Origin of the sequence: Peribacillus sp. S4 (assembly GCF_046715815.1) — a bacterium.
In the GTDB taxonomy this organism is placed as follows: Bacteria; Bacillota; Bacilli; order Bacillales; family DSM-1321; genus Peribacillus; species Peribacillus frigoritolerans.
Window position 1 is genome coordinate 3,253,868 of record NZ_CP175708.1, and the last position, 14,238, is coordinate 3,268,105.

Below are 14,238 nucleotides of genomic sequence, written 5' to 3' on the forward strand. Positions count from 1 at the left end.
AATAGTTGATTATTTTTATAGTGATCATTATAGAACTAACGCACCCGTTAGTTTAAGTACATTTCTTCACAAACTTTTTAGTATTTAAAGTTAATACAGGAATGCTGCCCCGTTAGTTCCGTAAGAAAAAGGTTGCCGCAGCAACCTCCCTGCCCCGTTCGTATTATAAGGTCAGCCAGTTATTTCCCGTTGAACAATTCTTATATCGATATATGATAACGGTAGCCGGGGTAGAACTTACCTGCCCGTGGGACATGATCTGAAAATTTTAGAGAAAGATATTGACATCCTATTAGCTGGTATCGTTTCATTAAGTAGCGTGTGCGTTAATGGATGTAAAATTCATACATAAGTTGTTTAGAATTTCATCATAATCAGTTTTTTTTGCACCAGAACCCTTAATCTGATAGACACTGGAGTGATGAAAATAAGCTTGATTTGGCGATAATTAATAAGAAAAAATCTATTATTAAGGGAGTACCTGTATGGTTAAATTGTTAATTGCTGATCGCGATCAAAATGAACGAACAGGGATTGGCTGGCTAGTTTCTTCGTTTTCGATTCCATTTGATCACATTCTATTAGCAGGCTCAGTATCTGAGGTATTTCATCTAATAGAGGCCGAAGTACCAGATGTTGTTTGCATTGAACTCGATATGATTCCAAAGGATGCGTGGGACAGCTTTAAGGAGCTGACCAAACGGTACATACAAAAGGTCATCGTCATGACGGCTGAAGCCACATTTGAACGTGCGCTTCAAGGCATCGAGCTTCATGCCTATGATCTATGGGTAAAACCTCAGTCGCCTGACCATATCAAACGAGTATTAACCCAGTGCTGCAAGGCCGTTTCAAAAACTGAGGAGAAACAAGAGCCATCGGCTCAAATTGAGGTACCTTCCGTATCTTACAGTTCTCTATTCGTGCATCAAGAAACGTTAGGCGCCAATTTCCGATTAATGCTGATGCAGTTGGAAAATTCGAAGAAACAACCTATACTGCTATCTTTTTTACAAGAATATCCATTTAAGAACCGACCGGTTGTATTGCCGCTAAGCGACATGATAGTTTCTGTTTTTTCATTCGATAACCAGCAGCCACAGCCACTCAAACAATTAAAGCACATAGGCAATCGGATTCTAACCGAATGGGAAGAGCAGTTTTCGGAGCCCATGTCACTAGTTTTATATGATACTAATGACCCGTTGCTTTCGTTAAATGAAAAATATCTTCATGCGAAGCAAGCGCTAGAAATTCGTTTTTTCAAAGGATATCGGCAGCTTTCGGTCATCGAGGATAAGGTGAACTGGGTTATGATCGATCCGTTTTTAACCCCGTCTGAACAGCGCGAATGGATTGACATGCTGAACGAAGGTGACAGGGACAAAATTAAGCTGTGGATGTATAAAGAATTTTTGAATAAGGCAGATCCCTATCCCGAGCCAGGTTTATTGCGAACCCGGTTAACAAGCTTATTAGCCCAAGTCCGACGCTTCATGAAGTCATTTTACCTTGACGAAGGGATGCTTGAGAGACGTTATCATCAAGTATTTGAATCCATCCTATACAATCCGATTCTATATCGGATCGTCCAGGAGTTATTGCTGTTCTTATATGAAGTTCTTGATCGGGCAAATAACAATCAAGAAAACGCTCGTACAAATGTGATTGAGCAGGCCATCCGGTACATTGAGGAGAATTTTACTAACCCTAAGCTAAGGCTTGAGGACGTTGCGAACCAAGTAAACAGAAGCCCAGCGTATTTTAGCTCGCTCTTAACAAAAAAACAAGGAAGCTCGTTCCGACAGCTATTAACAAAGACACGGATAAACGAAGCGCAGCGTCTATTGATAGATACAAAACTCTCGATTCAAGATGTAGCAGATAAAACAGGATTTATAAATGCAAATTACTTTAGCAAAATTTTCAAGGAAAAAACCGGTACAACCCCTCGTTCATTTAGAAATCGTAAAAAAGTATAGAAATCTAAAATAATTATAGTTTTCAAATGTAAGCGTTTTACATTACACTTTAATTTCGAAAAAAATTAGAAAAATTCAAAAAATAGACGTCTGTTTTCAATCGCTTTCCTTCTCTAAACTAGAGAAGGAGGAAGTGTCCCAAAAATCAAATATTGAAAAGGGGAAGACGCTTATGACCGAACAAAAATTTAAGATGGATGACGCTCCACTTAACAAGTTCCATATGAAAATTACAGCGCTTACTTTTGGCTCTAATTTCTCTGATGGGTATGCTCTTGGGATTATTGGAGTGGCTCTTACTCTCCTTAGCCCACAAATGGAACTCAATTCGATGTGGGTAGGACTAATTGGAAGTTCTGCTTTGGTCGGACTCTTTTTCGGTAGTCTAGTACTTGGAGGGTTATCTGACCGCATAGGCAGACAGAAAATATACCTGCTTAACTTCTTATTGGTCACTATAGCTTCGTTGCTGCAACTATTTGTGGATGGGCCCGTAGAGTTGTTAATTTTGCGTTTACTGATAGGTTTTGCTCTCGGAGGCGATTATGCAGTCGGATCGACTTTACTTGCCGAGTTCGCGCCTAGAAAGTATAGGGGATTCTTACTGGCTTCTCTAAATGTGCTCTGGACGGTAGGTTACGTCTCTGCAACCATTGTCGGATATTATTTAGGTCAAGCTGGTCCGGAATCATGGCGTTGGATGCTTGCTAGTGCTGCAATCCCTGCATTCATTGTGCTGCTACTGCGAATCGGAACACCTGAATCCCCACAATGGCTCATCAGCATGGGACGTATTGATGAAGCACGCCATATCGTAAAGAAGTATATCGGGCCTAATGCGGAAATCGACGAAACTGTTATTGAGACTCAAAATAAAAATGGCTTTCGTGCTCTTTTTAACAAAAGATTTCGGAAGCGAACAGCTTTTGGAAGTCTATTTTATGTCTGTATTGTCATTCCGTACTTTGCCATCTACACATTCCTACCGTCTATCTTAAATAGTATGGGTTTAGCAGAAAACTTCACTGTAGACTTGTGGTTAAACATATTCCTAATCTTGGGTTCGATTGCTGGTCTTTGGCTTATGGAGAAATTTTCTCGCAGAGGTTTCACGATTAGTACGTTTGCAATCCTAACCGTCTGCTTGCTTATGCTTAGCATTTTTCACGAACCTAAACTTTTAGTAGTTCCGATTTTTCTGGCTTTTACTTTTATATTATCAGCAAATTCAAATCTTACGCTAACATATCCGGCCGAACTTTTCCCAACCGAAATTCGCGCATCTGGGGTTGGTTTTGTGACAGCGTTCAGCCGAATTGGTTCTGCTATCGGGACATTCCTCCTGCCCCTTAGTATGAACACTATAGGGTTGGATGCCTCGATGATTGGAATGACGGCTATTCTGTTAATTGGTACTATCATTTCGATTGCCTGGGCACCGGAGACAAAGTCACTCTCTTTAAGCGAGGCAAGTAATCCTTTTAATGAAGCAAGTAATTCAAATTCAAACTTAAACCCCTTGAACCATAAGAAGATAAATTGACATGAAAAAAGGAGTACTTCTCCAATTCTCGAAAGAGAGTTCTCGTTGCGAAATTTTACTAATCCAAAGGCTTAAACATTATAAAAGTTAATGTTTTGTCAAGCTGCACAATATTAGGAGATGATTTTATTATGAAAACACAAGTAAAAGTAATGATAACTGAAGATGATTTTAGTATCGGGGATTTGATTTCAGTAGCAAGGCATCATGCACCTTTGGAGCTGTCTATGAGTGTAAAGAAAAGGATTAGCCAAGGAAGGGATATAGTCGAGCGTTTTGTCGAGGAAGAGCGAGTCATATACGGAATTACGACCGGAGTAGGAGAGAATTCAAAAATAAAAATTTCAGCTTCTGATTCGAGAGCATTGCAAAAAAATATAATTATGAGTCATGCTTGCGGTATGGGCGATCCGTTTGAGAAGGAAATAGTAAGGGCAATTATGGTGATGATGATCAAAAATTTATCCCTTGGTTATTCTGGAGTAAGACTTGAAACGGTAGAGAGATTAGCAGAGATGGTGAATAAAGATGTCATACCATTCGTCCCTCGAGAAGGTTCCCTAGGTTACTTAAATCATCAGGCACATATCAGTTTGGTCCTTTTAGGTATGGGTGAGGCCTATAATCAGGGCGTACTAACAGATGGAGAGACGGCTTTGAAGAAGGCCGGAATCAAGCCAATCGAACTGCATGAAAAGGAAGGGCTTTCTTTGATTAATGGCACGGTAGATATGACTGCAATTGGCGCTCTGGCCGTTTATGATGCCATTAATGTTCTTAAGGCGGCAGACATTGTTTCGATAATCAGTTTTGAGGCGCTGAAAGGAACATACTATGCCTTTGATCCCAAAATTAGTAAAGTAAAACGTCATCCTGGACAAAAAAAGACAACTGATAATATTCATAAGCTGATAGAAAACAGTGAGATCACGGAAAAATTTAAAGATTACCGCACACAAGATGCTCTTAGTATTAGGTCCATTCCACAAGTGCATGGAGCTTGTAAAGACGCTGTTGATTACGTTCGGACGATTGTGGAGAGAGAAATGAATTCAGCCTCAGATAATCCGTTGGTGTTTGATGATCAAGAGGGTGCAAGAGCGATATCCTCTTCCAATTGTCATGGAGAAGCGATAGCCTTAGCCATGGACTTTCTGGCAATCTCTCTATCTGAATTAGCTAATATTTCTGAACGAAGGATTTTTAGACTCGTGTCGCCTCAGTATAGCGAGCTGCCCCCGTATTTGATCGAGCAAAGTGGGCTTAACTCGGGCTATATGATTCCGCAATATGTCGCGGCGTCATTGGTTTCTAACAATAAGGTTTATTCACATCCGTCGTCTGTGGATTCCATTCCGACAACAGGGGGACAGGAAGATCATGTAAGCATGGGGACATCTGCAGCTTTAAAGGCACTGAAAGTAATCGCCAATACTGAAAAAGTGATTGGGATCGAATGGATGTGCAGCTGCCAGGGGATCGAATTCCTTCAGCCGTTACAGCCTGGAACAGGAACGACTGCAGCCTGCGATTTGTTTAGAAAATATGTGCCTCGCCTTGAGCAGGACAGAATTTTATACAAAGACATGCGTACAGCTGCGGAACTGGTTCATTCAGCAGAAATTGTAAAGCATGTAGAAGCAAAAATCGGTCCTTTGCAGTAGCTTTGAAACAAAGTTTGATCAAACTAATATAAGAAACCTTGATAAGTGAATAAATAGAAAGGGCATGTTTTGAAAAAAGATTAATCAAAACATGCCCTTATTTAATTGGATCATTCTTTTATAAAAAAGATTGATTATTTTTGTGTTCATTAATAAACTAACGCACCCGTTAGTTTAAGTAGATTTCTTCACAAACTTTTTAGTATTTCAGTTAATACAGGAATGCTACCCCGTTACTTGAAGAAGAACATGTATATAAAACTACCACAGTGCACTTCCCAACAAAATCATGCCAATAAATCCATATACAACAGTAACTCCCAAACCATACAAAAATAAGTTATCCTTTTTAAATAGTCTGATCAGTTCAAAGAAAGAAATTACAATCCGTATAACCAACAACAGTCCAAATATACTTAAAAATGACATTCCAATAGTCATTGGAATCTCTGTCACTAACCTCATACCATCTGACTTATCATTTGAGACTACCCCAATCCCCATTCCAATATAAATCCACAAAAATGACCTCAATATCAATGTAAAGAATAAAATGTAATAACGATGAACAGTAGGTGCCAAAGAAGAATCCACAGACGTTATCCATTTTATAAAATACTTGATACATAACCTACACGAAATAATAGGATGTAACCACGCAAATATAAAATCTGTTTCATCGTCCTTAACATAAGAATTCTTTCCAAATGTCATTTTAATTATATTTGATTCGTTTTTCTTCTTTTTCTTCCTTTTCATCTTCAACAACCAATCTAATAGTCATAGTATAATTCGATATTATTCAATCGAAATTATATCATAAACGAGAGTAAAACTTTTTCTGTGTTAGCGAACGAGTCATTTATGTATAAAACTACATTAAATCACTTGTTTCCTTCTTCCACTAACCTGCCCCGTTAGCTCCATAAGAAAAAGAGCTGCAAAAGCAACTCCCTTATTAGAAGTAAAGTACCTTGTTATCTGAATAAGTAGTTACCTTTTATTTCTCGTTTAATTGCTCTAACCACTCTATAAACCAATCTTGAGGTAACTTTACTTTTGAGAGGTCTAAGTTCAGCAATTCTTTTAATGAGTAAGTATTTACCAAAAATAAATCCCATTGACATTCAATATCTCGTGCTATTCCAAAAGCTATTTCATCAAATTCATTAAATTCTCCAGCTTCATCTTCCTCAAAAGCCATTGTGAGGTTATCACACCACTTAATTAACTCATATTGTGAAAATCTGTTTTCTTTTCTACATACGGTATTTAACAAGTTCTTTAAGTTTTTGGACGAGAATGGAAAATCTATAGTGGTTTCATTCCAGTTCCAATTCATATAAACATCCCCTATATCAACTGAATTACTTACTATCCGCATCACCTTTCAACTCTCTATTTTATAACATTTTCTTATTCAACTAAACTGCCCCGTTAGTTCCATAAGAAACTCCTATGGCGGCGCTCCTCGCCGCCACCATCTACTACGAAAATCTAAACTCAAAATAGAGTCTAACCCATTAACCCCTTGACAATAATGGAAAATAACAATACAACCAGGCTGAACTTTTTTTGGTGGATCTTAAGGAAGATACCCTGTATAAGAAACTGGTTGTGACAGTATGGAAGAACCATTTAGTGTACTGCTAGTACGTATACAAAAATTTTTGTAACAAATCTCCTGTCATATGTATTGTTAATCTTTTTTGAGGTGATTTCTCCTATGGAAGCAATGATTGAACGGTGTGCTGGCCTAGATGTACACCAAGAAACAGTAGTAGCCTGTGTATTATTTGGTCCATTAAATAAAAAGCCAAAGACCTCTATTGAAACTTTTTCCACTACAACAACGGGACTCTTGGCTTTAAGTGATTGGCTCGCTACCCTTCAGGTATCCGATGTTGTGATGGAAAGTACCGGAGTCTACTGGAAACCAATATGGAATATACTCGAAGGTTCTTTTCACCTTGTTCTTGCCAATGCCAGACATGTCAAAAATGTTCCAGGGCGTAAAACTGATGTGAAAGATGCCGAATGGCTTGCCAAGCTTCTAAGATGCGGACTTATTGAAAACAATTTTGTCCCACCAGAGGATATTCGTGATTTACGAGATCTTACTCGTTATCGAAAAAAATTGATTCATCATCGCACATCAGAGCAGAATCGCATTCACAAAATCCTTCAAGATGCTAATATCAAGCTAACATCCGTTCTATCAGACATTTTTGGTTTATCGGGACGTCGTATCCTTGAAGCGATTCTAAATGGTGAAAAAATAGAGACCGATGGTCTTCGAAAAATGGTGGATTGGCGAACAAAAGCAAGTATAACTGACATTGCCAGTGCAATTAATGGTCGTATTCGCCGTCATCATCGTGATATGTTGCGTTACCATTGGGATCATATGGGTTATTTAGAACAAACCATAGAAGAATTGGAAAAACAAATCGATCAACTCCTGTCCCCCTATCGTAAGGAAGTAGAATTATTGGATGGTATACCTGGTGTGAACAAAGCTGCCGCAGCCACTTTTATTGCGGAGATGGGTGTTGATATGTCCGTATTTAAGTCAGCTAAACATCTTGCCTCTTGGGCTGGTGTGAGTCCTGGAAATTACGAAAGTGCTGGTAAAAAAAAACGAGTAAAACCACACAAGGAAATAAAGCTTTAAAAACAATGGCCGTAGAATGTGTATTAGCAACATCAAGGCAAAATAATCGAATTGCTTCACATCGAAAAAGGATTACTAAACGACAGGGGAAAATGAAGGGACGAATCGCATCTGCCCATTTACTATTAACAATTACTTACAACATCTTAAAAACAGGAGAACCTTATCATGAACTAGGCTCAAATTACCTTGAAGAAAAACAAAATAACAAAGAATTAAAAATGATCGAATACCTAAAAAAGAAAGGCTATACAATCGCTCCATCTGAACAACAAACTGCATAACCAGTTAAATAACGACATAGTACATTTACCCCCATCAAAAAAATGAGAATATGGAGGGTTTATTTTAGCATGGCTTTTTTACTATTGTGTTTTCATACAAAAAAGCTGCCTTAAAGACAGCTCCGATCTTCAGCTAACGCACCTTATAGTTTAAGTAGAAATCTTTAATCTTTACAATATTAATTAACAAAAATACATCCATTTTCTCTTTAAATTAGAAGCTTATAGTGTAAACAGGTTTAGTAATTATAATAACCGGGTAATAGTATTTTTGGCATACAAAAAAACAGGGGGATTAATTTATGAATGGGTCACTAGATGCATATAAATTGCTGGAATTCATCCAAGGAAATAAAGCAGATTTTGAAGATTCATTATTAAACGAAGCATCTAATGTGAAAGAAAAAATCGAAGAAATTTTAACGATTGGTAATATTGACCTGATAAATAATGCCCATATTCTGATTCAATACATTATTGAGGGTAAAGAACAAGAACTTCAAACATTTGCTAAACAAGAAGGAATAGCTTGGGCCACACACTCAATACCATTATTTTTCAAATTAGAGTGGGTGCAAGCCATTCGAAGAACCTTGTGGAAGTTCCTACAAGAATTTAACGAGGTAACAAATAAGGCTTTAACTGAAGAATTTTTTTCGGTAGAAAAACAAGTAAATAATCAAGTAGACAGGTTTTTAAATGTTTTTTTTATCACCTATTCTCAATACAAAGATTCATTGATAATGGCTCAAAAAGAATTGGTTGAAAATCTTTCGGTGCCTATAATACCAATAACACCCACTATATGTATTTTGCCTTTAATTGGTGCGGTTGATCTTTACCGAACGAATATTCTCGAGGAAAAAGTTTTAACAGAGATTGGGAAATTACGTATTCAAACATTGATTATGGACTTATCTGGAATTATGGAAATGGAGGTTGAAGTAATTGATCATTTAATGAAGATTATTGACGGCACTTCATTAATGGGATGTACCACTGTGATCACCGGGTTAAGAGCTGAAGTGGTTAGAAAAATGATAAACGTAGGAATAAGATTAAATGAAAAAGCACAAACATTGGGTACTTTACAACAAGCATTGAATAAATACTTATTAAGTTAAACACGGAGAATCCTAGAGGTGGGTCGCTTTGCCGACTCTTTTTTTAATTGGCTATATTCTGACCAACTGGCTAAAAATTTGTTCCTGCCTAGCAGTTACATCTTGGTATAAAAAATATAGTTAGGGTATTTAGTATTTAATTCAACACCAATCAATTCGTTTTGATCTTCAACTAAAATGCCCGGTTAGTAGCATAAAGAAAGAGCTGCCCTAAAACAGCTCCAATTTTAAGCTACCGCACCCGTTAGTTGAAGAAGAGAGCTACAAAAAAAATGTGAAACAAAAAAAACCTCTATTAATTAGAGGTTTTTTTAGAACTATCTTGCATAACTTTATCAATAGCTGAGATAGTAGATTCTATATCTTCACAGGTTTCGATAATTTGTGTATCCAAATGTGTTAGTTCATAACAATTATTGTCATAGCATACAGACAATAACGGTATACTATTTTTGTTTTTGAAAGTTAATGTTATATCACAGTTATTATACTGTTTTAAGGTTTCTAACATTGTTTTAATGTGGTCTAAGGACATATCGTCTTAGTCTCCCTTCTATTACAGAGGGAAGATGACTAAGAGAAGTCAGGAGGTGCCCCATATAAATCTAATTTTAACTCTAATTAACTATAACATACTAATGATTAAAAGTATTGTTATTCGGTGTAGCTACACAGTACGAACACACTTCACTTGTAACAAACCGCCCCTTTAGTTTTAGTGCCATAAGAAAAAGGCTACCTCAGCAACCTTCCTTATTGAAGTAAAGCACCTGTTAGTTTAAGTACAATCTTTCACAAATTGATATCTATCCTTGGAATTTAATACAACAAAAAGGTTCTGGAACCAAAGCCTTTTTTGTTTAATTTACCTTTTAAATCCACCTTCTGAATGAATAATCTGACCTGTAATCCAATCTGCTTCATCGCTCACTAGAAATTTAATAGTTTTTGCAACATCTCTCGGTTTTCCTATTCTACCGAAAGGAAACATCGGTGTTAATTCATTTTTAATTTCCTCTGTCATCCACCCTGTATCAGTTGGACCTGGATTTAATGCATTAACCGTTATTCCTAAAGGGGCTAGTTCAGCCGACAATGTAATAGTTAGAGCATCAACTGCTCCTTTTGTTGTTGCATATGCTAATTCGCCAGGCATTGGTCCTTGAAACTGACCTGAAGTAATATTGACTATTCTTCCACCTGATTTCTTATCAAACCTTTGAGCAAATTTACTACTTAATAGTGTCGTTGCACGAACATTTACCATGTAATGTTTATCTAATTCTTCGGCAGTTAAATTAGAAAAATCGTTGTTAGTTGAGTAGGCTGCGTTATTAATCAAGATATCCGGATAACCAAGTTGTTCAGAAACTTTATTTATAAGTTGTTCAGGTGCATCATATTGAGTTAAATCCAACTCCATACACGATACCTTAATACCTTTTTTTGTTAATTCTTCTTTTAATTTCATGGGCTCATCTAATTCAATGCTCCAAGGCATTTTTTTATCATATTCCGTCCAATAAGTAAAAAATATATGATAACCCGATTCAGCTAACTCCTTACAAATAGCAGCTCCAATCCCTTTCAGACGGCTTACACCCGTAATAATTGCAATTTTCCCTTTTAATTGGTCCATTATAATATTCCTCCATTCCAAAAGTAAATTTAAGTCTTAATATTTCACTAACCTGTCCCTTTAGTTGCATAAAGAAAAAGCTGCCTTAAAGACAACTCCGATCTTCAGCTAACGCACCTGTTAGTTGAAGTAATTTTTAATTTCGTTCTTATTTGTCACAACTAATATCTTGTTATCGTATATCCCAAATCTATTATAGAAATTTGGTTTCCCTACTTCTTCAAAGTATCTATTCCACTTAAACAGTCATTATGAACCCCCTCTACAATCCATGTTTCAGAATGAATAATAGTATTAAAATATTCTTCTCTTTCTTCTTCAGTTCTTCTAATATCCCCAGATTCATACCTTTTCCAAATAACATTATCCAATTCATAAAGTGGGATATTTAACTTAGAGGATAACTCTCTTGCTAAAGTTGTTTTTCCACTACCAACTGAACCTATAATATGTATTTTATTTGGAATGTTTTTCAATAAGACCACCACCGTCATCAAAGTTCTCTATTCAAATTTATTCTATTTATTTATTGAAATCTCCTCTTCCAGCTTCCACTATCCTGCCCCTTTAGCTCCATAAGAGAAGGGCTACATCATCAGCAGCCCTTATTACCTTTTAGTCTAATATCTAAATATCCTAGTTTAAAGTAGTGTTCTAATATTATCCCATCCGTATACAAGTTCATTGAGTTTCTTCCCAGAAATGTTAACCTCAATGGTGTCTATTTTTTTACCCCCAAGAGTCTCATAAAAAAGACGAGAACTATTATCTTCAAGCACTAAAACTATCATTGAAAAAAAATTTTTTTGTTGTAGTTCTTCAATTATTGGTTTAACCAATAATTTCCCTAACCCATTTCCTTGATACTCTTTTAAAATATAAATAGCATATAATTCACCAGTGTAATCAGGATATTTACCAGATCTTTCTTTACCACCAGAAGAAAATCCAACAATTTTCCCTTCCTCGTTTTCTGCTACAAATACATCGCTATTAGGAATGTTCCCTTTCCATAATTGCTCTCGTCCTTCATAAATCAAATTATTTAAGTATTCGTCCGGAATGATATTTGCATATGTGGTTTTCCAACTATCAACGTGTACTTTAGCTATCCCTTTGGCATCGGTTAACACAGCTTTTCTTATCCTCATTAAACCACCTCTGTTTTTCTATATTTTAACATTTGGTTGACGCACCCCCTATTTCATTAAGGAGAAATTAAAAATATCCGTTTCTATCATCCATTTTAATCGTCTAATCCATTCCTTGACCTTATGTAAAACTTTCCACAACTTATATACAAAGTAAGCCCTTAATACTTCAGGAGAGAAGTGTATTGAATTATTAATTTTATATTCTTTAATAAATACGATTTAATTTTCGCATATTCAGGGGGATGAAGTTTTGTAAAACAGCAGACACCTTTAATAAATTAAGATATTGCATTCTTGCTGGAACTTCGCCTTTTGCTCAGACTATACCTTCTGTTGAGAAAAACGCGAGAGGATTGAGTTTATTAATCAATTAAAGGATTTTAGAATAAACGGTTTAAAGATGGGGAGGATTAGGTAATACATAGATGGTGTTCCTTTGAACTTGTTGGAAAACAAGCTCCATGCTTTTGATTTTTTACTGAAAGGAGATATATAAATATGGGTAAAATTAATTATTTTGATAAGATAAAGAAATATAGCAGGATGTCAGATAGGGAATTATCTCATATTATTCAATCTAATTTATGGTATACGCCTGTTATATATGTATTTTTCTCCTTTCTTTTAGTAGGTGTTGCATTAACAGCAGACTTTCAATATGAGTTAGGAAAAAATATGAGCCCTTTTTTTGCGGTGGATTATAGTCTTACTCAAGCACTTGTCGGTACGCTTACAGCAGCCACTTTGACATTAACTACGTTTACATTTAACTTGGTTCTGGTAGTTTTTACGACATTCTCCGGACAATTTTCGCCACGAATGTTGAAAAATTTCATTGCAAGTAAAGCCACCCAACGTGTGCTCGGGATTTTCACAGCGAGTTTTTTCTATATGCTATTATGTTTTCTGTTCCTGAATAAGGAAATTGCACAATATTATTTTGCAGTACCTGTTTTAGCCACAATAATAGCTGCATTATCTATAGGAACGTTTGTCTTTTTCATTAATCATGCGGTCAATTGGTTGCAAGTTAACCAAATGACTTATGACTTGAAAAAAGAAGCGTTAAGCATTGTAAAAAGTACGTTAGAAGATGAACTAGATCCATATAAAGTAAAAGATATAAGTACTATTAAGGGCCAACTATTCAAGAGTAAGGAATTTACTATTACTGCAAGGAAATCTGGTTATATTCAACTCGTGGATTATATTACTATGGTTAATGAAGCTCAAAAAGATGGCATCGTTATTCGGTTGGAATATACAATTGGAAGTTATGTTTTTGCATCAACGCCTATCGTAACATATTGGAAAAAAAACGCGATGGAAATAGACGAGCTAAAGTATCTTTCGCTTTTTAGTATAAAAAGGAGGCAATCTGAAGTTCAAGATATTGAATTCAGTATAAACAAACTGGTAGAAGTTGCGATTAGATCCATAGGAAATTATGATCCTAAAACAGCTACAAATGCTATCTATCAACTTGGTGAGGTACTTGCTTCAATTTCACGCAAATCCATATTTTCTAATTATTTAATAGATGAAAGTAATAATCTGCGAGTGATTTTACAGGAAAGGGATTTTAATCATTATCTTTATCATGGTTTTGGTTATATCAGACATTATGCTAAAGAAAATGTAATTGTGGCTACTGAAATTTTAAAAGTGTTAGCTTTAATGGCTAAATCCCTTAATACACGTGACTATAAAGCCATTTGGGAGTTTGGCGTGTTTACTGCAAGTGGATTCGAAAAACATTTTTTATTTAAACTAGACTACCAACAATTTCACTATGCGCTATCTAATCTTGCTGTTTCGACAAAGCATGAAAAAGAGTATGAAGAGTTCTTGAAACAAAGAAAAGAGTATGATTAAATACCAATTTAATTAAACCGGAGTAATGTATACTCGAGAGAAATGCAACTAATTGAATAGTGGTTAGGTAAAGGGTATTTAGAAAAAGTTGCCCATGCTTCTGGATTTATAGTTGTTAAAGCTCAAAAGGTATAGATTACGTTGAAAGTATATAAGCACACAGCAGGAAACACCACCAGTTCACTCAGCTTGGTGGTATTTTTAATTTACATATAATTATATAGGAATCCCTTTGGCGCTAACGCACCCGTTAGTTCAACAAGAGACTTACTTTGTGTTCCTTTTATGTAATTTAAATT

12 protein-coding genes are annotated in these 14,238 nt (G+C 36.0%); 7 read left to right on the forward strand and 5 right to left on the reverse strand.

From position 1 onward, the window contains the following. Positions 1-485: 485 nt before the first annotated feature. From ACJ9PY_RS15335 to hutH, 3 genes are all read left to right on the forward strand, one after another. Entirely contained in the window at positions 486-1,982 is a 1,497-nt protein-coding gene (locus ACJ9PY_RS15335) for a helix-turn-helix domain-containing protein (RefSeq protein WP_411738494.1), read from the forward strand. A gap of 172 nt (positions 1,983-2,154) precedes the next feature. Then, positions 2,155-3,525, forward strand: coding sequence for an MFS transporter (locus ACJ9PY_RS15340; protein ID WP_411738495.1), 1,371 nt, complete (start codon positions 2,155-2,157; stop codon positions 3,523-3,525). A gap of 131 nt (positions 3,526-3,656) precedes the next feature. Then, the gene (gene hutH, locus ACJ9PY_RS15345) at positions 3,657-5,189 is read left to right on the forward strand and encodes a histidine ammonia-lyase (protein WP_411738496.1); all 1,533 of its coding nucleotides are present in this window, start codon (positions 3,657-3,659) and stop codon (positions 5,187-5,189) included. A gap of 261 nt (positions 5,190-5,450) precedes the next feature. Here hutH and ACJ9PY_RS15350 read toward each other — a convergent pair whose 3' ends face one another. Beyond that, positions 5,451-5,948 carry a hypothetical protein gene (locus ACJ9PY_RS15350; RefSeq protein ID WP_230176865.1) on the reverse strand — a complete coding sequence of 166 codons (498 nt, stop codon included), beginning with the start codon at positions 5,946-5,948 and terminating at the stop codon, positions 5,451-5,453. Positions 5,949-6,189: 241 nt separating this feature from the next. After that, positions 6,190-6,531, reverse strand: a complete 342-nt coding sequence (locus ACJ9PY_RS15355; protein WP_101226114.1) for a hypothetical protein — start codon at positions 6,529-6,531, stop codon at positions 6,190-6,192. Between the two features lie 384 nt (positions 6,532-6,915). Here ACJ9PY_RS15355 and ACJ9PY_RS15360 point away from each other — a divergent pair, with 384 nt between their 5' ends. The 3 genes from ACJ9PY_RS15360 to ACJ9PY_RS15370 all read left to right on the forward strand — a co-directional run bounded on the left by ACJ9PY_RS15360 (position 6,916) and on the right by ACJ9PY_RS15370 (position 9,271). After that, entirely contained in the window at positions 6,916-7,863 is a 948-nt protein-coding gene (locus tag ACJ9PY_RS15360) for an IS110 family transposase (protein WP_411738497.1), read from the forward strand. Between the two features lie 92 nt (positions 7,864-7,955). Beyond that, on the forward strand, positions 7,956-8,147 hold the full coding sequence (locus tag ACJ9PY_RS15365) for a hypothetical protein (RefSeq protein ID WP_101226107.1): 192 nt from the start codon (positions 7,956-7,958) through the stop codon (positions 8,145-8,147). 302 nt (positions 8,148-8,449) lie between these two features. Further along, positions 8,450-9,271, forward strand: coding sequence for an STAS domain-containing protein (locus ACJ9PY_RS15370; protein WP_411738498.1), 822 nt, complete (start codon positions 8,450-8,452; stop codon positions 9,269-9,271). Between the two features lie 865 nt (positions 9,272-10,136). Here ACJ9PY_RS15370 and ACJ9PY_RS15375 read toward each other — a convergent pair. From ACJ9PY_RS15375 to ACJ9PY_RS15385, 3 genes are all read right to left on the reverse strand, one after another. Next, on the reverse strand, positions 10,137-10,910 hold the full coding sequence (locus ACJ9PY_RS15375; RefSeq protein ID WP_264640507.1) for an SDR family oxidoreductase: 774 nt from the start codon (positions 10,908-10,910) through the stop codon (positions 10,137-10,139). A 212-nt stretch (positions 10,911-11,122) separates the two neighbouring features. Continuing rightward, on the reverse strand, positions 11,123-11,386 hold the full coding sequence (locus ACJ9PY_RS15380) for a shikimate kinase (protein ID WP_411738499.1): 264 nt from the start codon (positions 11,384-11,386) through the stop codon (positions 11,123-11,125). A gap of 165 nt (positions 11,387-11,551) precedes the next feature. Continuing rightward, the gene (locus ACJ9PY_RS15385) at positions 11,552-12,061 is read right to left on the reverse strand and encodes an N-acetyltransferase family protein (protein WP_411738500.1); all 510 of its coding nucleotides are present in this window, start codon (positions 12,059-12,061) and stop codon (positions 11,552-11,554) included. A gap of 501 nt (positions 12,062-12,562) precedes the next feature. Here ACJ9PY_RS15385 and ACJ9PY_RS15390 point away from each other — a divergent pair. Next, positions 12,563-13,939 carry a DUF2254 domain-containing protein gene (locus ACJ9PY_RS15390; protein ID WP_411738501.1) on the forward strand — a complete coding sequence of 459 codons (1,377 nt, stop codon included), beginning with the start codon at positions 12,563-12,565 and terminating at the stop codon, positions 13,937-13,939. Positions 13,940-14,238 lie beyond the last annotated feature (299 nt).

Coding starts and splice junctions, on each gene's coding strand:
- ACJ9PY_RS15385 (WP_411738500.1), bottom strand. CDS start 12,061: ATGAGGATAAGAAAAGCTGTGTTAACCGATGCCAAAGGGATAGCTAAA.
- ACJ9PY_RS15350 (WP_230176865.1), bottom strand. CDS start 5,948: ATGAAAAGGAAGAAAAAGAAGAAAAACGAATCAAATATAATTAAAATG.
- ACJ9PY_RS15365 (WP_101226107.1), top strand. CDS start 7,956: ATGAAGGGACGAATCGCATCTGCCCATTTACTATTAACAATTACTTAC.
- ACJ9PY_RS15340 (WP_411738495.1), top strand. CDS start 2,155: ATGACCGAACAAAAATTTAAGATGGATGACGCTCCACTTAACAAGTTC.
- ACJ9PY_RS15370 (WP_411738498.1), top strand. CDS start 8,450: ATGAATGGGTCACTAGATGCATATAAATTGCTGGAATTCATCCAAGGA.
- ACJ9PY_RS15390 (WP_411738501.1), top strand. CDS start 12,563: ATGGGTAAAATTAATTATTTTGATAAGATAAAGAAATATAGCAGGATG.
- ACJ9PY_RS15355 (WP_101226114.1), bottom strand. CDS start 6,531: ATGAATTGGAACTGGAATGAAACCACTATAGATTTTCCATTCTCGTCC.
- ACJ9PY_RS15335 (WP_411738494.1), top strand. CDS start 486: ATGGTTAAATTGTTAATTGCTGATCGCGATCAAAATGAACGAACAGGG.
- ACJ9PY_RS15360 (WP_411738497.1), top strand. CDS start 6,916: ATGGAAGCAATGATTGAACGGTGTGCTGGCCTAGATGTACACCAAGAA.
- hutH (WP_411738496.1), top strand. CDS start 3,657: ATGAAAACACAAGTAAAAGTAATGATAACTGAAGATGATTTTAGTATC.
- ACJ9PY_RS15375 (WP_264640507.1), bottom strand. CDS start 10,910: ATGGACCAATTAAAAGGGAAAATTGCAATTATTACGGGTGTAAGCCGT.